Annotated in this window: 21 protein-coding genes; 13 read left to right on the top strand and 8 right to left on the bottom strand. The window is 72.2% G+C overall.

Annotated features, from left to right (window positions below):
* Positions 1-134: 134 nt before the first annotated feature.
* Together JOD64_RS10450 and JOD64_RS10445 are read right to left on the bottom strand one after the other, a co-directional pair.
* Positions 135-410 (bottom strand): hypothetical protein, encoded by a 276-nt coding sequence (locus JOD64_RS10450; RefSeq protein WP_204942064.1) that lies wholly within the window; start codon positions 408-410, stop codon positions 135-137.
* Positions 407-703: a hypothetical protein gene (locus JOD64_RS10445; protein WP_204942063.1), complete on the bottom strand. Its 297-nt coding sequence runs from the start codon at positions 701-703 to the stop codon at positions 407-409. The genes JOD64_RS10450 and JOD64_RS10445 overlap by 4 nt, the downstream gene beginning before the upstream one ends.
* Positions 704-1,042: 339 nt before the next feature.
* On the opposite strand from JOD64_RS10445, the gene JOD64_RS10440 reads away from it, so the two are divergent.
* From JOD64_RS10440 to glmM, 9 genes are all read left to right on the top strand, one after another.
* The gene (locus tag JOD64_RS10440) at positions 1,043-1,810 is read left to right on the top strand and encodes a DUF5753 domain-containing protein (RefSeq protein ID WP_204942062.1); all 768 of its coding nucleotides are present in this window, start codon (positions 1,043-1,045) and stop codon (positions 1,808-1,810) included.
* Positions 1,807-2,001: a DUF397 domain-containing protein gene (locus JOD64_RS10435; RefSeq protein ID WP_204942061.1), complete on the top strand. Its 195-nt coding sequence runs from the start codon at positions 1,807-1,809 to the stop codon at positions 1,999-2,001. The genes JOD64_RS10440 and JOD64_RS10435 overlap by 4 nt, the downstream gene beginning before the upstream one ends.
* Positions 2,002-2,379: 378 nt before the next feature.
* Positions 2,380-3,075 carry a class I SAM-dependent methyltransferase gene (locus JOD64_RS10430; protein WP_204942060.1) on the top strand — a complete coding sequence of 232 codons (696 nt, stop codon included), beginning with the start codon at positions 2,380-2,382 and terminating at the stop codon, positions 3,073-3,075.
* A gap of 60 nt (positions 3,076-3,135) precedes the next feature.
* Positions 3,136-3,423: a DUF6364 family protein gene (locus JOD64_RS10425; protein WP_204942059.1), complete on the top strand. Its 288-nt coding sequence runs from the start codon at positions 3,136-3,138 to the stop codon at positions 3,421-3,423.
* A complete protein-coding gene (locus JOD64_RS10420) occupies positions 3,413-3,706 on the top strand; it encodes a hypothetical protein (protein ID WP_110563057.1) in 294 nt (97 codons plus the stop codon). Before JOD64_RS10425 ends, JOD64_RS10420 begins: the two co-directional genes overlap by 11 nt.
* 140 nt (positions 3,707-3,846) lie before the next feature.
* The gene (locus JOD64_RS10415; protein ID WP_204942058.1) at positions 3,847-5,229 is read left to right on the top strand and encodes an MFS transporter; all 1,383 of its coding nucleotides are present in this window, start codon (positions 3,847-3,849) and stop codon (positions 5,227-5,229) included.
* Positions 5,230-5,438: 209 nt separating this feature from the next.
* The gene (gene rplM / locus JOD64_RS10410; RefSeq protein WP_053653864.1) at positions 5,439-5,882 is read left to right on the top strand and encodes a 50S ribosomal protein L13; all 444 of its coding nucleotides are present in this window, start codon (positions 5,439-5,441) and stop codon (positions 5,880-5,882) included.
* Positions 5,883-5,902: 20 nt separating this feature from the next.
* Complete coding sequence (gene rpsI, locus JOD64_RS10405; RefSeq protein WP_204942057.1) at positions 5,903-6,379, top strand: 30S ribosomal protein S9; 477 nt, start codon at positions 5,903-5,905, stop codon at positions 6,377-6,379.
* 116 nt (positions 6,380-6,495) lie between these two features.
* Complete coding sequence (glmM, locus tag JOD64_RS10400; RefSeq protein WP_204942056.1) at positions 6,496-7,851, top strand: phosphoglucosamine mutase; 1,356 nt, start codon at positions 6,496-6,498, stop codon at positions 7,849-7,851.
* Positions 7,852-7,897: 46 nt separating this feature from the next.
* Here glmM and JOD64_RS10395 read toward each other — a convergent pair whose 3' ends face one another.
* The gene (locus JOD64_RS10395) at positions 7,898-8,644 is read right to left on the bottom strand and encodes an ABC transporter ATP-binding protein (RefSeq protein ID WP_204942055.1); all 747 of its coding nucleotides are present in this window, start codon (positions 8,642-8,644) and stop codon (positions 7,898-7,900) included.
* A gap of 5 nt (positions 8,645-8,649) precedes the next feature.
* The gene (locus JOD64_RS10390) at positions 8,650-11,472 is read right to left on the bottom strand and encodes an FtsX-like permease family protein (protein WP_204942054.1); all 2,823 of its coding nucleotides are present in this window, start codon (positions 11,470-11,472) and stop codon (positions 8,650-8,652) included.
* A gap of 74 nt (positions 11,473-11,546) precedes the next feature.
* On the opposite strand from JOD64_RS10390, the gene JOD64_RS10385 reads away from it, so the two are divergent.
* Positions 11,547-12,179, top strand: a complete 633-nt coding sequence (locus tag JOD64_RS10385) for a PadR family transcriptional regulator (RefSeq protein ID WP_204942053.1) — start codon at positions 11,547-11,549, stop codon at positions 12,177-12,179.
* Here the strand turns inward: JOD64_RS10385 and JOD64_RS10380 are convergent.
* Both JOD64_RS10380 and JOD64_RS10375 read right to left on the bottom strand, forming a co-directional pair.
* Positions 12,145-13,302, bottom strand: a complete 1,158-nt coding sequence (locus JOD64_RS10380) for a pyridoxal phosphate-dependent aminotransferase (protein WP_239560501.1) — start codon at positions 13,300-13,302, stop codon at positions 12,145-12,147. The two genes, JOD64_RS10385 and JOD64_RS10380, sit on opposite strands and share 35 nt — an antisense overlap.
* A 78-nt stretch (positions 13,303-13,380) precedes the next feature.
* Positions 13,381-13,875: an MmpS family transport accessory protein gene (locus JOD64_RS10375; RefSeq protein WP_204942051.1), complete on the bottom strand. Its 495-nt coding sequence runs from the start codon at positions 13,873-13,875 to the stop codon at positions 13,381-13,383.
* Positions 13,876-14,642: 767 nt separating this feature from the next.
* Between JOD64_RS10375 and glmS the strand changes: the two genes are divergently transcribed.
* Entirely contained in the window at positions 14,643-16,556 is a 1,914-nt protein-coding gene (gene glmS / locus JOD64_RS10370; protein WP_204942050.1) for a glutamine--fructose-6-phosphate transaminase (isomerizing), read from the top strand.
* 15 nt (positions 16,557-16,571) lie between these two features.
* Here the strand turns inward: glmS and JOD64_RS10365 are convergent, their stop codons facing one another.
* Both JOD64_RS10365 and JOD64_RS10360 read right to left on the bottom strand, forming a co-directional pair.
* Positions 16,572-18,161 (bottom strand): alpha/beta hydrolase, encoded by a 1,590-nt coding sequence (locus JOD64_RS10365; RefSeq protein ID WP_204942049.1) that lies wholly within the window; start codon positions 18,159-18,161, stop codon positions 16,572-16,574.
* Entirely contained in the window at positions 18,158-18,454 is a 297-nt protein-coding gene (locus JOD64_RS10360; protein WP_204942048.1) for a hypothetical protein, read from the bottom strand. Before JOD64_RS10360 ends, JOD64_RS10365 begins: the two co-directional genes overlap by 4 nt.
* Before the next feature lie 174 nt (positions 18,455-18,628).
* Here JOD64_RS10360 and JOD64_RS10355 point away from each other — a divergent pair, with 174 nt between their 5' ends.
* On the top strand, positions 18,629-18,997 hold the full coding sequence (locus tag JOD64_RS10355) for a holo-ACP synthase (protein WP_204942047.1): 369 nt from the start codon (positions 18,629-18,631) through the stop codon (positions 18,995-18,997).
* A 55-nt stretch (positions 18,998-19,052) separates the two neighbouring features.
* A complete protein-coding gene (locus JOD64_RS10350) occupies positions 19,053-20,522 on the top strand; it encodes an NAD(P)H-hydrate dehydratase (RefSeq protein WP_204942046.1) in 1,470 nt (489 codons plus the stop codon).
* The last annotated feature ends 32 nt before the right edge of the window (positions 20,523-20,554 follow it).

Genomic DNA, 20,554 nt, shown 5'->3' with positions numbered 1-20,554 from the left:
CGTGCCGCCGGGCAGTTTCCAGTCCGGGTCCCTTCTGTTTCGGTCCTGTCAAGTGGGGCTCACACTGCACCGGGGCAGCGGGTGTGTCGGGTGACTGGTCGATTGCCGCGGCGGTAGCGGCCTTCATCTCGCGGTCAGCGCAAGTCGGCGCGGTGTGGTCGGCGGGTCAGGGACAGCCAGCCCAGGAACCGGGCGTGAAGTGCGCGCGGGTCAGGGCGAACGCCCAGGGAGTACAGGTCGTCGACCGCGTCCTGCATGTTCGCTGCCAGATAGAACGCCAGGGCGATCGAATGGCCGTAGAACTCGGTCGCGAGGTGAAGCTGGGCCGGCGCACACGGCCAGGGAGCGGCGCAGTTACGGCAGAGCCACGCCGGACGCATCGGATGGTGCGGACGAGGGCGGCGGGTCATCCGACCCTCACCGGGCCTCGCTTGACGGGCGTGCGGGTGGGTGGGCGACGGGCCGCCGGGGCGGGAGTGGCCGGCCAGATCAGGCCTGCGGGCATCACGAACAGGGTCCGGCGCGCGACCGCATCGCCGTTCGCGGCCAGCTCGTATGCGTCAATCCACAGCCACCCGTCGTACGTCGGCCAGTCGAGAACCCGAATCACGCGGACGAAGATCGGACGCAGGAACTGCACACTCGCGGTGCGGGTCAGGTGCAGGACGTCACCCGTGCGTGGCTTCTGCACGGACCCGCTCATGCGTTCACCCGGCCGTGCTCGGCGACGCGGTTGAGTCGGTTCACCGGCCAGGGCGGAACGATGGTCCCCGGCGGAAAGGGCACGCCCGGCGACGACGGTGGGGTCGGGTCCGGTTCCGGTTCCGGTTCCGGTTCCGGCTTGGGCTTCGGCTTCCGATCGGGTGGCTCTTTCGGCACGGTGCTCCCCTCGTCGTCGCGGCCCTGGAACGAACGCGTCCGCCGGGTTTCGGGGTCTCTACCGGTCGCGCCGTCTACCGGTCACATTGCCGAGAGCGACAGGATCAGTACACGACGTTGCTCTATTCTCGGGGGACGTTCGGGACGTTCCTCTGGAGGCAGGATGAATCATGCACTTCAGGCGGCCATGGCCGAAGCTGGCGAGACGGCCGAAAGCTTGGCAGCTCAGACGGGTGTCGATCCGAAGACGGCGGCTCGGTGGATAAGCCCGGGACGCGTGCCGCAGCCCCGTCGGCGCGCGAAGCTGGCTGCGATCCTTGCGAGGGACGTTGGGGACCTCTGGCCGGATGTCCTCAAACGGCGCGAGCCGCAATGGTTGCGCGAGTGGGTCGACTGGGAACGCGAAGCCGTTGCGATTCGTTGGTTCGAGCACACATGGGTGCCCGGCCTCTTGCAGACCGAGGCGTATGCGCGGGCGACATTGACAGGCGAAGCGTTGACGGGGGGCGAGGTTGACGACGTGGTCGCCTCCCGCATCGACCGTCAGGCCATCCTCCGCCGTGAACGCCCGCCCCTGCTGATCGCAGTCGTGCACGAACTGGTCCTGTACCAATCGGCGTACGGCGACCGATCACTGATGCGTGAGCAGCTCGTCCACCTCGCGGAGTGCGCGGCGCTGCCCGCTGTGCGGGTGCTCGTAGTGCCGCAAGACGTCGGGATGTATCCAGGCCTTGGCGGGGGATTCATCGTGGCCGAGTTGCCAAGCGGCGAGCAGGTCGCACACATCGACAGCCAGGCGCGGGCGCAGATCGTTAATGGAGCTGCGGACGTTGCTACGCTGAATCGCAGATGGGAACGCATCAGAAGCGAAGCTCTTTCCCGTCACCAGTCCCTAGACCTGATCAGGAAAGCGGCAGGATCATGGACATGACCGGCGCGCAGTGGCGTAAGAGCACGAAGAGCGGAAACAACGGGGGCTCGTGCGTCGAGGTCGCCGACAACCTCCCCGGCGTCGTCCTCGTCCGCGACACCAAGGACCGCGACGGCGGAACGCTGACCTTCGGACCGGCGGCATGGGCCAGCTTCGTCGACCTGGCGAAGGCGATCGGCCCCGTCGGCTGACCAACGCAGCACGGAAGGCCCGCGGCACCCTGGATCCCAGGAGGCCGGGGCCTTTCGCTTGTCCAGGGTGGCCCCTCGGCGAGGTCGTGCCATCCCGCCGCCGGGCGCTGTCACCCCGGTAGTCCCTATACCTCTCAGGTATGAATATGACTCCCTGGTATACGGCTCATCAGCAACACTCCCACCCCTGCAGAGTGCCGAGGCCGCCAGCGCCTCCATGGTGGTCGCGACGACACAAGCTGATGACGCAGAGGCCCCCGGTTCGCGCCGGGGGCCTTTCGCGCGTCCGGGGTCAGGAGCGTTGGCGCAGGCTTCGATCGGATGCCCGCACGGCGCGCTTATAATGTGGGAAAACCGTCTCAGTCAATGGGAGGCACGATGAGTGTGGTGGACGTCTTCGACGCGGTTGCCGGCACCTACGACCAGTCCCGGCGGCGACTGGTGCCCTGCTTCGACGCCTTCTACGGCACCGCCGTCCAGGTGGCCGCGCCAGCGCTGCGGGCGGCGCTCGCCGCCGGACGTACACCGGAGGTTCTGGACCTGGGCGCTGGCACCGGCCTGCTCTCGCTGCTGCTGGCCGCGGCGGTGCCCGGTGTCCGGCTGACCCTGGTGGACGGGGCGTCGGCGATGCTCGCCCGGGCCGCCGGCCAGTTGGACGCCCGGTCCGTGCCGCACCGGGTGGTCCGGGCCGACCTGTCCGACGAGCTGCCGCCGGGCCGGTACGACGCGGTGGTCAGCGCGTTGGCGATCCACCACCTGGACGACGACGGCAAGCGGGCGCTCTACCGACGGGCCGCCGCCGCGCTGGCACCCGGCGGGGTGTTCGTCAACGCCGAGCAGGTCGCCGGCCCGAGCGCGGAGTTGGACCGGCGCTACGACGAGGTGTGGCTGGAGCGGATCACCGAGCTGGGCGCGTCCCCCGAGGAGATCGCCGCTTCCCGGGAGCGGATGCGACACGACCGCCCGGCGACCGTCACCGACCAGTGCCGGTGGCTCGCCGAGGCCGGCCTGGTCGACGTCGACTGCTACTTCAAGGAGTGGCGCTTCGCGGTGTTCGGCGGCCGGGCCAGGTGAGAGCCGCCAGAATGTGCCTTTCGACGCTGGTGGACGAGCTGGTGAGCGCGTGGATGACTGATGGTCATACCGCTGGGTAGTCTCATCCGCATGACTGCCAAGGTGACTCTGTCGTTCACGGACGAGACGATCGAGGAGGCCCGGCGGTTCGCCAAGCGCGAAGGGCTGTCGCTCTCCGCATGGATGGACCAGGCCGCCCGGGAGAAAGCGCTGCGCGAGGTCTTCACCGCGCACGCCGCCGCCGTGGGCCGCGCCGGTCTGGACCTGGAGTCCGCGGCTCTCGCCGACGCCCGCGAGGTGGGCATGGTCAACGACCTGCTCTCCGGCGGACGACCGCGTGCTGCGTAGGGGAGAGGTCTGGCGCATCGAGGGCGCCCGGGAACGCCTCGGCCTCGTGATCAGCTCAGACGTCTACAACTCCACCGACGTGCCCATCGTGATCGTGGTCGAGGTCGTCGAGGAGTCACTGCTGCGTGACTCGCCGCTCGCCGTGACGATGGGCCGGTACGTGGTGATGCCCGACCGCATCTCCTCGCCGATGAAGAAGTGGTTCACCGACTGCGTGGACGTCGCCGACACCGACACCATGCTCCGGGTCGGCCGGGCGCTGCGCATCCTTCAGCAGCTCTGACGGCGGGCCTGGTGGCGCGCTCACCATCGCCACCGGCCCGTGGTGCGGTCCCCGTTTCCGGGCCGACCCGGGACGGGCACTGCCAGGTAACCCGGCGTTCCTAGCGTTTCTGCTCGTCACATCGACGAGGAGGAGCCGCCGTGAGCACGCTCACCAGCACCGCAGTCACCGCCGCGCCGTCGGTCGCCACCGGGCGTGGGCGTCAGCTCGACGACTGGCGTCCCGAGGACCCCGACTTCTGGCAGGCGACGGGCGCGCCGATCGCCCGGCGCAACCTCTGGGTCTCGATCTTCGCGGAGCACGTCGGCTTCTCGGTGTGGAGCCTCTGGTCGGTCACCGTGCTCTTCCTCGGCCCCGCGTACGGCATCGACCCGGCCGGGAAGTTCCTGCTCACCGCCGTGCCGGCGGCATTGGGCGCGGTGTTGAGGCTGCCGTACACGCTGGCGGTGGCCCGCTTCGGCGGGCGGCGCTGGACGATCATCAGCGCACTGCTGCTGCTGGTGCCCACGGTGCCGATGACGGTGCTGCTGGAGCCCGGGGTGTCCTACACCACCCTGATGGTGCTCGCCTGCATCACCGGGGTCGGTGGCGGCAACTTCGCCTCCTCGATGGCGAACATCAACCTGTTCTATCCGGCTCGGCTCAAGGGCCGGGCCCTCGGGCTCAACGCCGGCGGCGGCAACCTGGGCGTACCCGCGGTGCAGTTGGTCGGGCTGGCGGTCCTCGCCACCGCCGGTGCCGCGTACCCCCGGCTGGTGCCGGCGGTCTACCTGCCGCTGATCGTGCTGGCCGCGCTGGCCGCGGCCCGCTGGTTGGACACCGTGCCCGGGGCGCGCAATGAGCCGGGCGCGTTGCGTGAGGCGGCCCGTGACCCCCACACCTGGGTCATGTCGGTGCTCTACATCGGCACCTTCGGCTCGTTCATCGGGTTCGGTTTCGCCTTCGGCCAGGTGCTCCAGCTCCAGTTCGCCGAGCGGTTCCCCACTCCGGTCGACGCCGCCTGGTTGACCTTCCTCGGCCCGCTGGTCGGCTCGTTGATCCGGCCGCTGGGCGGTCACCTGGCCGACCGGTTGGGCGGGGCCCGGGTGACCTTCTGGAACTTCGTGGCGATGGCGGCCGGCGCGGGCGCCGTGCTGTACGCGGCCCGGGAGCGTTCGTTCGGGCTCTACCTGGCGGGGTTCCTCGCCCTCTTCGTCTTCTCCGGCATCGGCAACGGCTCCACGTACAAGATGATCCCGGCGATCTTCCGGGCCCGAGCGGCCGACGCGGTGGCCGCGGGCCTGCGCGACCCGGAGGCGGCCGCGCGCTGGGCCCGGCGGATGACCGGGGCGTTGATCGGCATCGCGGGTGCGATCGGGGCCTCCGGCGGGGTGCTGGTCAACATCGCGTTCCGCCAGTCGTTCCTCGGCTCCGGCAACGCCGACGCCGCCTACCTGGCCTTCATCGGCTGGTACGCGTTGTGTTTCGCGGTCACCTGGGTCGTCTACCGCCGTCCGGGGGCAAATCGCCTCGTCGGCGTGTGAGCTGGGCCACGGCCCGCGCGTCGCCGCGCGTGACCCCACCCCCGTTTTGACCTGCGGACACCGCGCCGGGTATCGTTGCCTGCTGTTGTACGACATCCAGAGGCGTGCCCCATCAGGTACGCTTGGTCGTTCGTGCGCGCTGGTCCGGCCTGCAAGATCTGGTCACCTCGGCGCGCGACCCCAGACCGACGACGAGACAAGGTAGACCTGTGCGTACGTACAGCCCGAAGCCGGGTGAGATCGAGCGTCAGTGGCACGTCATCGACGCCTCTGATGTCGTGCTGGGCCGCCTGGCCACCCACGCCGCCACGTTGCTGCGTGGTAAGCACAAGCCGACTTTCGCGCCGCACGTTGACACGGGCGACTTTGTCGTCATCGTGAACGCGGGCAAGGTTGCGTTGACCGGCAACAAGCGCCAGACCAAGGTTGCTTACCGCCACTCCGGTTACCCGGGTGGTCTGAAGCAGATCGGCTACGACGAGCTGCTGACCAAGCGGCCCGAGCGCGCCATCGAGCTGGCTGTGAAGGGGATGCTCCCGCACAACAAGCTCGGCCGTCAGCTGATCAAGAAGCTGAAGGTTTACGCCGGTGCCGAGCACCCGCACCTCGCGCAGCAGCCGGTGCCGTTCGAGATCAAGCAGATCGCGCAGTGAGCGCGGGCGAAGGAAGCAGCATGACCGACATCACCACCGAGACCGAGGTTGCCCCGGAAGTCCCCGAGGCCACCGAGGCGCCGGCGCCCGTCGCCCGCGCGCCTCGTGGTGACCGGCCGATCCAGACCGTGGGCCGCCGCAAGGAGGCCATCGTCCGGGTCCGTATCGTCCCGGGCACCGGCAAGATCACCTGCAACGGCCAGGACCTCGAGGCGTACTTCCCGAGCAAGGTGCACCAGCAGCTCATCAAGGACCCGCTGGTCACCGCCGAGAAGCCCGAGCAGTTCGACATCATCGCGAACCTGCGTGGCGGCGGCACCACCGGCCAGGCCGGCGCGCTTCGGCTGGGCATCGCCCGCGCGCTGATCATCAACGACCCGGACGACCGCCCGGCCCTGAAGAAGGCCGGCTTCCTCACCCGGGACGCCCGGGTCAAGGAAAGCAAGAAGTACGGCCTCAAGAAGGCCCGTAAGGCTCCCCAGTACTCGAAGCGCTGATCTTCACCAGCGCGTTGTACTTCTGACGGACGGCCGGTCCGCCTCCCCTCGATCGGGGAGGTGGCCGGCCGTTCCGCTTTCTCCACATCGGCAGTGCGCATCGGAGGTTGGCGGGTATGGGTCGGTTGTTCGGCACGGACGGCGTACGCGGGCGGGCAAACGCGGATCTCACGCCTGAGTTGGCGCTGGCGCTCGCGGTGGCCGCTGCGCACACACTCGCTGAGACGGACCGCAGCCATCCGCCGCTGGCCGTCGTGGGTCGCGACACCCGGGCCAGTGGCGAGATGCTGGAGGCCGCCGTGGTCGCCGGGCTGACCAGCGCCGGCGCCAACGTGGTACGGGTCGGCGTGCTGCCCACCCCGGCGGTGGCGTTCCTCACGGCCGAGGCCAAGGCAGACCTCGGCGTGGTGCTCTCCGCATCGCACAACCCCATGCCGGACAACGGCATCAAGCTCTTCGCCGCCGGCGGACACAAGCTGCCCGACGAGATCGAGATGCAGATCGAGGCGGCCGTGGAGACGAACGCCACCACCGCCTGGGATCGGCCGACCGGCGCCGGCATCGGTCGTGTGCACGACCTGCTCGACGGCGCGGACCACTACGTCCAGCACCTCGTCGGCGCCGTGCCGCACCGGCTGGAGGGGATCAAGGTCGTGGTCGACTGCGCCAACGGCGCCGCCGCCGAGGTGGCCCCGGTCGCCTACCGGGAAGCTGGCGCGGAGGTCATCGCGATCCACGCCGAGCCCAACGGGCTGAACATCAACGACGACTGTGGCTCCAACCACATCGAGGGGCTGCGCGAGGCCGTGGTCGAGCACGGCGCGCACCTGGGCATCGCCCACGACGGCGACGCCGACCGCATCGTGGCGGTCACCGCCGACGGCGACGAGGTCGACGGCGACCAGGTGATGGCGATCCTCGCGCTGGCCATGCGGGATGCCGGCACGCTCACCCAGGACACGCTTGTCGCGACCGTGATGAGCAACCTCGGCCTGCGGCTGGCCATGTCCGCGCAGGGCATCCGGCTGATCGAGACCAAGGTCGGCGACCGGTACGTCCTGGAGGCTCTGCGTGCCTCCGGGCTGGCGCTCGGCGGTGAGCAGAGCGGCCACATCGTGATGCCCGCGCACGCCACCACCGGCGACGGTGTGCTCACCGGCCTGCACCTGATGGCCCGGATGGCGGCCACCGGCAAGTCTCTCGCCGAGTTGGCCTCGGTCGTCACCAAGCTGCCCCAGGTGCTGATCAACGTGCCGGTCGGCGACCGGACCGTCGGCGCCGCCGCACCGGCCGTCCGCGCCGAGGTCGAACGGGCCGAGGCGGAACTGGGCGAGACCGGCCGGGTGCTGCTGCGCCCGTCGGGCACCGAGCCGCTGGTCCGGGTGATGGTCGAGGCGGCCACCGAGGCGACCGCCCGTGAGGTCGCCGAGCGGATCGCCGAGCTGGTCCGCACCGCGAGCCCGGTCGCCTGAGACGGTCTTCGGGCGGCCCGGTCGGCTGATCCGCCTGCCTGCGGCCCTACAGCCGCAGTCGGGCCGCCCGCTCGTACGTGTCGGCCGGGTCCTCGCCGTCGGTGAGGTCGAGGTCCTCGGTGACGCGTCCGTCGGTCAGTCGGACCAGCCGGTCGCAGCGGGCGGCGATGGCCTGCTCGTGTGTCGCGAGCAGGATGGTCATGCCGTGCCGGTCACGAAGGTCGAGCAGCAGGTCGAGGATCTGCCCGCCGGTGGTGGAGTCGAGGTTGCCGGTGGGCTCGTCGGCCAGCAGCAGGCCCGGTGCGCCCATCAGCGCGCGGGCGATGGCGACCCGCTGCTGCTGGCCGCCGGAGAGCTGCGCGGGCAGGGCCCGCTCCCGCCCGGCCAGGCCGACCGCGTCGAGCAACTCCCGGGCTCGCGACGCGTGGTCGGCCCGGCCCCGGCGAGGGAGGACCGGCGCGATCACGTTGTCCAGCACGGTGAGCGCGGGCAGCAGGTGGTAACGCTGGAACACGAAACCGACGCCTTGCCGGAAGCGGGCCAGCGCGGCACGGCGCAGGCCGCTGACGACCACGCCGTCGACGGTGACGGTGCCCTCGTCGGGCTGCTCGATCGCACCGATCAGGTGCAGCAGCGTCGACTTCCCCGACCCGCTCGGCCCGGTCAGCGCCACCACCGAACCGGCCGGGATGGTCAGGGACACCTCGTCGACCGCCGTCAACCGGTCCGGGCCGGTGCCGAATCGTCGTACCAGGTGGTCGACCGAGACGGCGCTGCCGATCTGCTCGCTCATGACTGCTACTCCTCTGCCAGAAGTCGGGCGGGCCGTAGGCGTGGCAACAGAGCGGCCGGCACCAGCGCGGCCACGGCGCTGACCAGCGCGCCTGCCAACGCCGCCAGCGCGGCCACCAGGACCAGCGCGCCGGGCAGATCGCCGATCAACCAGCCCGCGCTGGCCAGGCCGACGGCCGCTCCGGTCGTCGCCCCCGCGATCCCCAGCGCCAGCCCTTCGTAGCCGACCAACCGGCCCAGCTCGGTGTCGGTCCAGCCGATCGCCCGCAGGGTGGCTAGCTCGGCGGCTCGGTCGCGGATGTTCAGGTAGAGCACGTCCGCGACCGCCGCGGCACCGAGCAGCACCGTGGCGGCGGCGGCCATCGTGTCCGCGCCGCGCACGCTGAGCGACACCACGTCACCGAGCAGGCTGCCGACGAGCGCGCCCCGAAAGGCCCACGCGGCGGCGGCGACCAGCGTCAGCGCGGCCACCCCGATCGCCAGCGCACCGGCGCCGAGGAACGTGCGACCGGGCGTCCGGGCAAGGTTGACCAGGGCCAGCCCGAACAGGGTGCGCGGTCGGCGTACCCAGCCGGCGGCAGCCACCATCGGGCGGAGGGCGGCGGCCGGGTGGGTGCGCGCCGCCCGCAGCGCCGGCACCAGGCCCGCGGCGAGCGCGAGCAACAAGGCGATGGGTACGGCCAGGGCCGACCGCCGCCAGTCGACGTCGATGCCGAGGGCGATCCCGAGCGGCACCGCGAGGATCAGCGAGAGCAGACCGGCGACGAGCCCGAGCAGGGCGACCTCGCCCAGGATCAGCGCCGCGATGCGCCGGACCGGCCAGCCGAGACAGGAGAGCACCGCCAACTCGGAGCGCCGGTCCCGGACGGCGGCGCTGACCGCGTTGCCGAGGAAGAGCACGCAGACCACCAGCACCAGCACGAAGAGCACCAGGCTCTTGCGGTCCACCGCCTGGGTGATGATCGAGGCCACGCCGAGTGCCGACCAGTTCTCGGTCAGCCGCAGCATCGGCCGACCGAACGAGCCGGCGGGCAGCTCCACGGTCTGCGGTGCGGCCGACGAGCCGAGGGTGATGTCGACGTCCAGCCCGGTGCGCGCCGCGATCTGCTCGGCGACCAGCCGGACCCGCTCGGCCGACCGCTCGCTGTAGCCGCCCACGTCGGCCACCCGTACCCGGATCGCGCTGATCGGGGCCTCGGCCTGTGGCCCGCCACCCTCCAGGAGTTTCGGCAGGCTGCCGAGGTTGGTGAGCAGCAGCGGTGGGGCGGAGAGGTAGCCGGCGGGGTTGCCGCTCGGTGCCAGTGGCTGGCCGCCCAGGGCTGCTCGGCTGCGGTCGTCGGCACCCTGCGCCAGCGGCGCCTGGTAGGTCTCCAACGGCACCTGGCCGAGGTCGCTGAACCCGGTCAGGCGGCTCGGGTCGAAGACGCCGGTGGCCTGCCAGAAGCGATTGGCGGCGTTTGCGCCGGTGGGTAGTGGCAGCGCCCGTACCGATCGCGAACCACTGTCGTCGGCGAGCCACGGTCGGGGCAGTGGGTTGAACGTTTCCTTGTCGCCGTACACCTTGGGGTTCACCGGCGGCTGCGGGCGGGCGCGGAGGCTGCCGTCGGGCAGGCGCTCGTACTGCACTTCGGCCGACTGCACGACGGTCTGCAGTTGACCGCCACAGCACCCGGCGGGGGAGAGCTTCTCGGTCAGCATCGCCTGGTGCCCAGCGGTGAGGTCGTACCGGCCGGACCCGGCCGGCGTTCCGCCGGGGCGGCTCAACGTCTTCTCCAGGTCGATCGCCTCCACGCCGGCGGGACTGATCGCTCGCCGCGTGAATGTGGCCGACAGCGACTCGTCGATGAAGGGGCGGTTGGTGACGACGACCGGCACCGACAGGTTGTCCGCGGTGCCGCGCCGTTCGACGGTGACCGTGTCGTCCGGGCGGAGGGCCCGGCCGGTGATGACGGCACCGTTGAGGCCGACGAGTTGTTCCTCGGCCGCCGGGTCCACCGCCGCCAGGAGGAACGGCACGGTCAGGTCGTACGCCATCACCAGGTGGTCGGCGGGTGCCGACGTGCCGTCCCGATCGGTCGCCAGCACGTGGGGCGGGCCTTGGAACCGGCCGTCGGGCAGCAGTTGCACCGCGTCCAGGGACCAGTCGTCGCGCTCGGAGTAGGTGCCCGGGTTTCCGAGCAGGGCGAATTGCGGATCACAGACGAGAAGGCTGCGCCCGTCCGGCTGCACCTCCCGGATAGCGGGCCCACAGGTGTCCGACCAGGGATACGACCGTCCATCGGAGTACGGGGTGGCATCGCTGTCGAACTCCCCGTTGATCCGGGGATAGATCAGCGGCTTCTTGGTCACGTACACGTACCGGGGCTTGCCCGGCGCGCTGGAGAGACCCCGTTCGGCGTGGAAGGTCGGGTCGACCCGGATCACCTGACTATCCAGCGAGCGGTCGACGGCGTCGGTGAGGTCGATCGGTGTCGGTAGCAGGGTGGTGGAATAGCCGAGCATCGCGATCGGTGCCGCCACCTCGATGCCGGGGACCGACTTCACCTGCTCGTACTGCTGGGTGGTGATGCCGCCGAAGAGCCCGGAAAGATAGTTGGGGCGGACCAGGCCGCGTTCGGCTTCCAGCGGCGCGCGGGTCCCGTGGGGGCGGACCAGGATCTCGTAGGCGACCTGGGTGTTGCGCTCGACCGTGCCGATGACGTCCAGGTGGGAGGTGGTGGTGGCGCCAGTCAGGACGACGAAGCCGGTGGTTGCCACCAGCACGCCGACCAGCAGTGCCACCGACCGTCCCGCACGGCCGCGCAGTTGTCGCCAGATGAAGCCGAACATGTCGCGCCTCCCCGTGTGCTGTCCCCACTCTGCGCGATACATTGTGACAATGCAAGACTCGAACCGGAGGTGACATGGCGATCCAGCACGCCGTCCTCGCCCTGCTCGCCGGCGGCCCCAGCCACGGCTACCAGCTGAAGGGCGCTTTCGAGGCCGCCGTCGGCCCGCAGTGGGGCCCGCTCAACATCGGCCACCTCTATCAGATCCTCGACCGGCTCTCCCGGGACGAGCTGGTCGTCGCCGAACGACAACCACAGCCGATCAAGCCGGACCGGGTGGTCTACGAGATCACCCCGGACGGCCGCGCCGAGTTGGCCCGGTGGTTGGCCGAGCCGAGCCCGCGCAGCGGTGGATTCCGGGACGACTTCTTCCTCAAGGTCACGGCCGCCGCCCGGTCCGGTTCGACGGCCACCGTGCGTGCGGTGCTCAGCAACCAGCGCGGGCACCTGCTGCGCGAGCTGCGCAACCTGGACGGCCTTCGCCGTGCCGCCGACGACCCCGTGGTCGGGCTGCTGCTCACCGCAGCCAGCCGGCACGTGACGGCGGACCTGTCGTTCGTGGACGATGCCGAGGCGGTGCTGCTCGGTGACGGGGGTCAACTGCTCGCCGGGCTCGCGGCGTCGACCTCGGATCAGTCGTCGAACGAGGCAGGCTCGGCCGGCTCCCCGCCGGTCAGCGGCTCGGGCGCAGAGCGCGCAGCCGGGTGACCGCGTCGGTCAGCACCTCGGGGCGCTTGCAGAAGGCGAAGCGGACCAGCCGCCGGCCCGCGTCGGCGTCGTCGTAGAAGACCTGGGTGGGCACCGCCACCACGCCACAGCGCTCCGGCAGTGAGCGGCAGAACTCCACCCCGTCCCGGCCGCCGAGGGCGGTGATGTCGGCGGTGACGAAGTACGTCCCCTCCGAGTCGAGCACCTCGAACCCGGCGTCGGTGAGACCACCGACGAGCTGGTCACGCCGCTGCTGGAGACCGTCCCGGAAGCCGGTGTAGTAGTCGTCCGGCAGGGCCAGCGCCACGGCCACCGCCGGTTGCAGCGGCGCGGCGTTGACGTAGGTGAGGAACTGCTTGACCCGGAGCACCGCCGAGACCAGCGCCGCCGGGCCGCTCGCCCAGCCGACCTTCCACCCCGTGCAGGAGAACGTCTTGCCCGCCGACGAGATGCGCAGCGTCCGCTCCCGCATCCCCGGCAGGGCCGCCAGTGGCACGTGCGGGCTCGCCGCGTCCGTGAAGACCAGGTGTTCGTACACCTCGTCGGTGACCGCGTACGCGCCGTGCTCCTGGCACAGCTCGGCGATCAGCGTCAGCTCGGCCGGGGTGAAGACCTTCCCGGTCGGGTTGTGCGGTGAGTTGAACAGCGCCAGCCGGGTGCGTGGGCCGAACGCCGCACGCAACGCCGCCGGGTCGAAGGCGTACCGGCCGTCCGCCGCAGGACGCAGGGTCACCGGCCGCCGGACCGCGCCGGCCAGCGCGATCGAGGCGGCGTACGAGTCGTAGTACGGCTCGAAGCAGACCACCTCGTCACCCGGCTCGCAGAGGGCGAGGATGCTCGCCGCGACCGCCTCGGTCGCGCCCGCGGTGATCACGATCTCGCTGTCCGGGTCGTACGCCAGATCGTAAAACCGCTGCTGATGCGCCGCGACCGCCGCGCGCAGGACGGGAATCCCCGGGCCGGGCGGGTACTGGTTCTGCCCGCCGCGCAACGCCTCGGCGGCGGCGGCCAGCATCTCCGGTGGGCCGTCGGTGTCGGGGAAGCCCTGGCCGAGGTTGACCGCGCCGGTCCGCGTGGCGAGGGCGGACATCTCGGCGAAGATCGTCGTGCCGAACGGCCGCATCCGGGCCACCAGCGGGTCGACATCGGTGCTCGTCGTCACCGCGCCAGCCTACGGGTGCCCCCGGGGTGAACCCCAGCCTCACTCCACCGAGCAGGTGGTCCGCCAGTATCCCCGCGTCTTGTCGACGACCGGCTTGCCGACACCGGTGACGGTGAGGGTGCAGTCGAGTGGTCCGTGGTAGTCGATGTCGGGCCAGGTGGCCTCCACCATCACCCTGCTCTGGCCGTTGGTCCTGATGGTGGTGCGCCAGGGCAGCTTCGCGTCGTCGACGTGGATGAGGTCGCTTTCGGCGTCGAAGTACGCGATGTCCGCCGTGCCCGACCCGGCGACCTCGTAGACGACGGTCACCGGGGCCGGCCCCGAGGTCGGTGCGGTGATCGGCTGTTTGGTGGGGGTGGGTGCCGGGGTGGGCGGCCGCGCGGTGGGTCGCTCCGTGCTGGGCGGCCCGGCGGTGGGTGCCGTCCAACTGTCGTCGGGGGCGACGTAGGGGCCGTCGGCGACCGGGTCCGGGCTGGTCCTGTTGAACAGCAGGCCACCGGCGCACAGGCAGCCGCAGATGATCAGAACCAGCACCGCGAGGACCGCGACGATGATCCCGACGATCCGGCCGCTGTCCGTCGTCGGTCTGCCGCTGACGTGCGGGTGCCCGGGGTAGGCGTACGGCGGTGGATAGCCGGGCGGCGGCCATCCGCCGGCCGGCGGCGACCAGGCCGCGGACGGTGGCTGTTCGGCGGGTGTGGGCCACCCTGCCTGCGGCGACGATCCGGCGGGGGGCGGGCCCGAGGCGGCGGGCGGGGGCGGCGGCCAGGGGGACGCCGACGGTTGGGGTGTCCACTGGGCCGCAGGTGGCGACGGCGACCAGGGCGTGGCCGGCGGAGACGGGCCCCACGGGGCCGGCGACCAGGTCGTGGCCGGTGGAGGCGGCGTCCACGGGGTCGGTGTCCAGGGTGCCGGCGGTGCCCACGGCTGGCCCGGGGCCAGCGGGTCGGGCGCTGGCAGCGGAGCCGAGGAGGGCTGCGCCGTCGGGTCCGGCGGTGGTGGGGGCGGTGGCGGGTCCGGAGGGGAGGCGGGGGACGGCTCGGGCGGGGGCGCGTCGGACATGGCTGCTCCGGGCGGGAGTGGGTATGGGGACGAAGGGCCGTGGGCGGGCGCGCCGAACCCGTCGAGAGACTTTCGTACTCCCAAGGCCCGCCGCAACCCCGTCCGCCGAGGTTGGGCGCTGAGCGCGCCGGGAAGCTCGTCCCGTTGTGGCCCGTCAGCCACCGATCGCTCAGATTCCGTGATTGATAACCCGACTTTCGAGCACCCATGGTGAGTGAAACTGGGTTAGGCTGCGGGCCATGTGTGGAATCGTGGGATACGCGGGCGCGCGCCCCGCACTCGGCATCGTCCTCGACGGGCTGCGGCGGCTGGAATACCGCGGCTACGACTCGGCGGGCGTCGCGATCGTCTGCGACGACCAGCTGCTGACCGAGAAGAAGGCCGGCAAACTGGCCAACCTGGAGAAGGTGCTCTCCGAGCGGGCCGCCGAAGACCCGACCTCCTGCGCGGCCAGCCCGATCGGCATCGGTGACGGCACCACCGGCATCGGGCACACCCGGTGGGCCACCCACGGCGGCCCGACCGACCGCAACGCCCACCCGCACGTCGCCGGCGACGGACGGGTCGCGGTGATCCACAACGGCATCATCGAAAACTTCGCCAAACTCCGCGCCGAACTGGAGGCCGACGGCGTTCAGTTCACCAGCGACACCGACACCGAGTGCGCCGCCCACCTGCTCGCCGCCGCGCTGGCCAACCTGCGCGCCGCCGGCCAGCCGAACAGCCCGCAGTTGCTCGCCGCCGGGATGCGCGTGGTCTGCCAACGGCTGGAAGGTGCCTTCACCCTGCTCGCCGTCGACGCCTCGGTGCCCGGCGCGGTCGTCGGCGCCCGGCGCAACTCGCCGCTGGTGGTCGGCCGGGGCGACGGGGAAAACTACCTGGCCAGCGACGTCGCCGCGTTCATCGAGCACACCCGGGAAGCGGTGGAGCTGGGCCAGGACCAGATCGTGCTGATCACCGGTGACAGCATCGAGATCACCGACTTCGACGGCCAGCCCGCCGCCGGCAAGGACTTCCACATCGACTGGGACTCCTCGTCGGCCGAAAAGGGCGGCTACGACTGGTTCATGCTCAAGGAGATCGAGGAGCAGCCGCAGGCCATCGCCGACACACTGCTCGGCCGGCTCACCGAGACCGGCGAGATCGCCCTGGACGAGGTCCGCCTCAGCGACCAGGATCTGCGCGACGTCGACAAGATCTTCATCGTGGCCTGCGGCACGGCGTACCACGCCGGCATGGTCGCCAAGTACGCCATCGAGCACTGGACGCGGATCCCCTGCGAGGTGGAGCTGGCCAGCGAGTTCCGCTACCGCGACCCCGTCCTCGACCGGTCCACGCTGATCGTGGTGATCTCCCAGTCCGGCGAAACGATGGACACCCTGATGGCGCTTCGCCACGCCAAGGAGCAGAAGGCCCGGGTGCTGGCGATCTGCAACACCAACGGCTCGACCATCCCGCGCGAGTCGGACGCGGTGCTCTACACCCACGGTGGGCCGGAGATCGCCGTCGCCTCCACCAAGGCGTTCCTCACCCAGGTCGTCGCCTGCTATCTGATCGGCCTGCACCTGGCACAGGTGCGCGGAATCAAGTTCGCCGACGAGGTGGGCGCGGTGGTCGCGCAGTTGCAGGAGATCCCGGGCAAGCTGCGTGAGCTGCTCGACCGGATCGAGCCCGTCCGTGAGCTGGCCCGGGACCTGAAGTCCGAGCCAACCGTGCTGTTCATCGGCCGGCACGTCGGCTACCCGGTCGCCCTGGAGGGCGCGCTGAAGCTCAAGGAACTGGCGTACATGCACGCCGAGGGCTTCGCCGCCGGTGAGCTGAAGCACGGCCCGATCGCCCTGATCGACAAGGGCACCCCGGTGATCTGCGTGGTGCCCTCGCCGGTTGGCCGGGGCATGCTGCACGACAAGGTCGTCTCCAACATCCAGGAGGTCCGGGCGCGCGGCGCGCGGACCATCGTGATCGCGGAGGAGGGTGACGAGGCCGTCGTCCGGTACGCCGACCACCTGATCTACGTGCCGCGTACGCCGACCCTGCTGGCCCCGCTCGTCACCACGGTGCCGCTGCAGGTGCTCGCCGCCGAGATCGCCGCCGCCCGTGGGCACGACGTGGACCAGCCCCGCAACCTGGCCAAGTCGGTCACCGTCGAGTAGGGCATCCCGTAACCCTCAGCGGCCCAGCACGACCCGGGCCATCCCGTCCAACGCGGGATTGCCCGGGTCCCAGTAGCCGGTGTGCCCGCCCCGCCCGCTGCCGAAGACCCGGCCACCGAAGCCGGGATCCGACGGGTCGTGACCAAACCACAGCTCGTGCCCGGTCCGGTTGGGCCAACCCAGCACGGCCGCCAGCGGAGCGGCACCCAGCAGGGCCCGTCGGCCCAGCTCATCCGCTGGGCGGGCAGCACGGATCACGTCGTCGGGGGCGCTGCTCGCCCAGACCTCCTCGGGTGGCACGCCCAACTCGGCGGCGTGCGACGCGCCGACCCCGGGCGAGCCGACGAAGACCAGCGCGTCGGCGGCCAGCCCGTGCTCCCGGGCGGCCACTCCCACCACCAGTGACCCGTAGCTGTGCCCGAGCACGGTCTGCCGGGCCGGTGGCCCCTCGTGGCTGGCCCGCAGCCCCTCCTGAAAGCGGTGCAGCGCCGGGCCGGCGTCCCGGGCCTGGCCGGCCGAGGCCGCCTCGGGTAGGAAGTCCGGAGCGTCGTAGTCCAACCAGAGCACCGCCGCGCTGCGCTCACCCGGGGCGAGCGCGACGCATCGGTCCAGCACGCGCGCCGCCCTGCCCAGCTCACCGGGGGCGTCGTCCAGGCCGGCGGTCATCCCCGGCACGTAGGTCAGCACCCGGTCGGCATGGTCCGGATCGCCGAGCGCCACCACCACCCGACCCTCACCAGCCGGGTCCAATCCGAGCAGGTACGCCCGTGGCTCCCCGCCGGCCGCCAGCCGCCCAGCCAGCGCCTCCAGGCCAGCCAATCGTCCGGCCACCGCGTGCAGCCGGACCGCCGCGAGTGGCCCCGGCGGCACCCGGCCCAGCAAGCGTCGCCGCTCAGCCAGCAATTCCTCGCGCCAGAACCCGAGCCGCAGCCGATTGGCCTGGTCACGGGCGGCCACCGGCACCCCGTCCAACCGGCCGACCAGGGCCGGCTCGCGCCCGATCAGCCACCGTCGCTGCGCCGGTGTCAACCCCGACCACCAGGCGCGGACCAGTGTCGGTGCGGCACCGGCTGCCGGCCGGCCCGGCGGTGGCGGGCACGCCCAGCCGGAGCCGGCGGCCCGGGCCAACTCCTCCAACCGGTCGGCGGCGGCCCGATCCGCCGCCTCGGCCCCGTCGAGCGCGTCGCGCAGGGCCGCCGCCACCCGAGCCGCCGCCACGCCGGCCTGCTCGGTGGGCCGGACCCGGGTGGGATCGATGTGCACCCTGCCCGCGCGGTCCACCAGCAGCCCGGCCGCGTCCGCCTGAGCGACCGTGGCAGAGAGCCGCGCCTTCGCCACCGTCAGCCGGCCGGCCAGGTCGGCCAGCACCTGGTCGACCTCGATCAACGCGGGCGCGACCGAGATCAGCTCGTCGGACAGGCCGGCGAGCCGGGCGTCGGCCGCTGTGGCGGCCGCACCGGACCAACCGCCCCGCAACCGCCCACCAGCCCCACGCAGCTCGCCGACGCGTCGGTCGACCGGCCCGACCATCCCCGCCCAGGCCGCCCCGGCGACCCGCCACCCGCCCGGATCGGCTGCCCACAGCTGCCGGTAGCCGACGCTCACCGGGGCAGAGCGGCGAGGCGGTCAGCGGCTCGGTCGTCCACCGCCTCGTACGCCTCGGCCGCCTCCCGGACCGCAGCGGAGGTCACCGCGACCTGGGCACCCAGCCGGCAGAACCAGGCATGCCCGGCTGCCTCCAGCCCGGCCAGAGCCGCGCCAGCTCGCCACTCGGGCGCCGCCACCAGCAACCCGGGCACCCCCGCGAGACCCACCGCCAGCCGGTGCGCCTCGTCGTCGAGGGTGACGGCAACCGCCCGCAGCTCCTCCGGCCTGACACTGAACGACCCATCGCTCATGACCACACCCCCGTGGACGATCGGCATCGACGAGCTGACGCTAAGCGGGCCCCGGCGACCCCGCGGTGCCCTGTGGACAGCCGGCGATGGGCCGTACCCCGGTGTGTCCACAGGCGTTGCCCACGGCGGTCCCGACGGCTAATCTGCGGCCCCGGCCACCGGTAGGGTGGTGTGGTGATCGTCGCTGTCGGCATCGACGTCGTCCTGGTCGACCGGTTCGCCCGGGCCCTGGCACGGACGCCGCTGCTCGCCGACCGACTCTTCACCCCAGCCGAGCGGCAGACCCGCTCCGGCAACCCGCGCTCACCGGAGTCGCTCGCCGGTCGGTTCGCCGCGAAGGAGGCCGTCGCCAAGGCGCTCGGCGCTCCGACCGGGCTGCACTGGCACGACTGCGAGATCGTGTCCGACCCGGACGGCCGTCCCTGGCTGGCCGTCGCCGGCACCGTCGCGGCGGCGGCCGACGCGCGGGGGGTCAACCACTGGCACCTCTCGTTGTCGCACGACGGGGGAATCGCGTCGGCGATGGTGGTCGCGGAACGGTGACGTCGGCCGGGCGGGCCGATCGGGTCCACCCGCGAACGGAATGGGACACGGTGGCATGAGATCGGTGTGGCGGGTGGCCGACGTACGGGCGGCCGAGGCGGGGCTGATGGGCACGCTGCCGGAGGGGACGCTGATGCAGCGGGCCGCAGCCGGGCTGGCCCGCCGGTCCGCGCTGCTGCTCGCCGAGCGGGGCGGGGTCTACGGCGGCCGGGTGCTGCTGCTGGTCGGCTCCGGCGACAACGGTGGCGACGCGCTGTACGCCGGTGAGCGACTGGCCCGCCGGGGTGTCGACGTGTCCGCCCTGCTCCTCACCCCCGGGCGTGCGCACGCCGCCGGGCTGGCCGCGCTGCGCGCTGCCGGCGGGCGACTGGTGGACCGTCCGACCGGCCCGGTGGACCTGGTCCTCGACGGCATCATCGGCATCGGCGGCACCGGAGGTCTGCGGGCGAACGCGGACGAGGTGGTCCAGCGCCTCGGCGAGCTGCGTGGGCGCGATGGCAACCGCTCCACGGTGCTGGCGGTGGACGTGCCGAGCGGGGTCGCGGTGGACACCGGCGACGTGCCGCTGTCCGCGTCCGGCCGGCCCACCGCGGTCCGCGCCGACGTGACGGTGGCCTTCGGCGCGTTGAAGCCCGCACTGGTGGTCGGGCCGGCCGCGGTCCTGGCCGGGCAGGTGGAGCTGGTCGACATCGGGCTGCGCCCGTGGCTGCGCGGCACCCCGGCGCTGCGGGTCACCGAGTGGTCCGACCTGGTCGACTGGTGGCCACAGCTGTCCCCGGCCTCGGAGAAGTACACCCGGGGCGTGGTGGGCGTGGCGACCGGCTCGGCGACCTACCCGGGTGCGGCGGTGCTCTCCGTGGGTGGCGCTCTGGCCGGGCCGACCGGCCTGGTCCGCTACGCCGGCAGCGCCCGCACAGAGGTGCTGCACCAGCACCCCTCGGTGATCGCCAGTGGGCGGGTCGGCGACGCGGGCCGGGTGCAGGCCTGGGTCTGCGGCTCCGGGCTGGGCACCGGTGCGGACGCGGCCGCCGAACTGCGCGCCGTGCTGGCCGCCCCGGTGCCGGTGGTGCTCGACGCCGACGCGTTGACCCTGCTGGTGGACGGCTCGCTCGCCGACCGGCTGCGCGGGCGGGACGCGCCGATCGTGGTCACCCCACACGACCGGGAGTTCACCCGACTCTGCGGGGAGGAGCCCGGCGCCGACCGGGTCGGCGCCGCGTTGCGGCTGGCCGCCTGGATGAACGCGGTGGTGCTGCTCAAGGGGGACCGCACGGTGATCGGCACGCCAGACGGTCGGGCGTACGTCAACCCGACCGGCACCCCGGCACTGGCCACCGGAGGCACCGGCGACGTGCTGGCCGGGCTGCTCGGCTCACTGCTGGCGGCCGGAGTGCCCGCCGAACGGGCTGCGGCCTCGGCTGCGTACCTGCACGGGCTCGCCGGCCGGGAGGCGGCCCGGGGTGGGCCGGTGACCGCGCCCGACGTGATGACCGCCCTGCGCCCGGTCGTCGCCCGGCTGGGCTGATCGGGCCGGTTCCAGGTGGGACGACCGGATCG

Source organism: Micromonospora luteifusca, from assembly GCF_016907275.1.
Taxonomy (GTDB): Bacteria; Actinomycetota; Actinomycetes; order Mycobacteriales; family Micromonosporaceae; genus Micromonospora; species Micromonospora luteifusca.
Note: the sequence above shows the minus strand (reverse complement) of the source record. Positions and strands in the feature narration are given on the sequence as shown.

Excerpts from the sequence above, each read along its gene's own strand:
- JOD64_RS10450 (WP_204942064.1), bottom strand. The coding sequence starts at position 410 with ATGACCCGCCGCCCTCGTCCGCACCATCCGATGCGTCCGGCGTGGCTC.
- JOD64_RS10445 (WP_204942063.1), bottom strand. The coding sequence starts at position 703 with ATGAGCGGGTCCGTGCAGAAGCCACGCACGGGTGACGTCCTGCACCTG.
- JOD64_RS10440 (WP_204942062.1), top strand. The coding sequence starts at position 1,043 with ATGAATCATGCACTTCAGGCGGCCATGGCCGAAGCTGGCGAGACGGCC.
- JOD64_RS10435 (WP_204942061.1), top strand. The coding sequence starts at position 1,807 with ATGACCGGCGCGCAGTGGCGTAAGAGCACGAAGAGCGGAAACAACGGG.
- JOD64_RS10430 (WP_204942060.1), top strand. The coding sequence starts at position 2,380 with ATGAGTGTGGTGGACGTCTTCGACGCGGTTGCCGGCACCTACGACCAG.
- JOD64_RS10425 (WP_204942059.1), top strand. The coding sequence starts at position 3,136 with ATGGTCATACCGCTGGGTAGTCTCATCCGCATGACTGCCAAGGTGACT.
- rpsI (WP_204942057.1), top strand. The coding sequence starts at position 5,903 with ATGACCGACATCACCACCGAGACCGAGGTTGCCCCGGAAGTCCCCGAG.
- glmM (WP_204942056.1), top strand. The coding sequence starts at position 6,496 with ATGGGTCGGTTGTTCGGCACGGACGGCGTACGCGGGCGGGCAAACGCG.
- JOD64_RS10395 (WP_204942055.1), bottom strand. The coding sequence starts at position 8,644 with ATGAGCGAGCAGATCGGCAGCGCCGTCTCGGTCGACCACCTGGTACGA.
- JOD64_RS10390 (WP_204942054.1), bottom strand. The coding sequence starts at position 11,472 with ATGTTCGGCTTCATCTGGCGACAACTGCGCGGCCGTGCGGGACGGTCG.
- JOD64_RS10385 (WP_204942053.1), top strand. The coding sequence starts at position 11,547 with ATGGCGATCCAGCACGCCGTCCTCGCCCTGCTCGCCGGCGGCCCCAGC.
- JOD64_RS10380 (WP_239560501.1), bottom strand. The coding sequence starts at position 13,302 with ATGCGGCCGTTCGGCACGACGATCTTCGCCGAGATGTCCGCCCTCGCC.
- glmS (WP_204942050.1), top strand. The coding sequence starts at position 14,643 with ATGTGTGGAATCGTGGGATACGCGGGCGCGCGCCCCGCACTCGGCATC.
- JOD64_RS10360 (WP_204942048.1), bottom strand. The coding sequence starts at position 18,454 with ATGAGCGATGGGTCGTTCAGTGTCAGGCCGGAGGAGCTGCGGGCGGTT.
- JOD64_RS10350 (WP_204942046.1), top strand. The coding sequence starts at position 19,053 with ATGAGATCGGTGTGGCGGGTGGCCGACGTACGGGCGGCCGAGGCGGGG.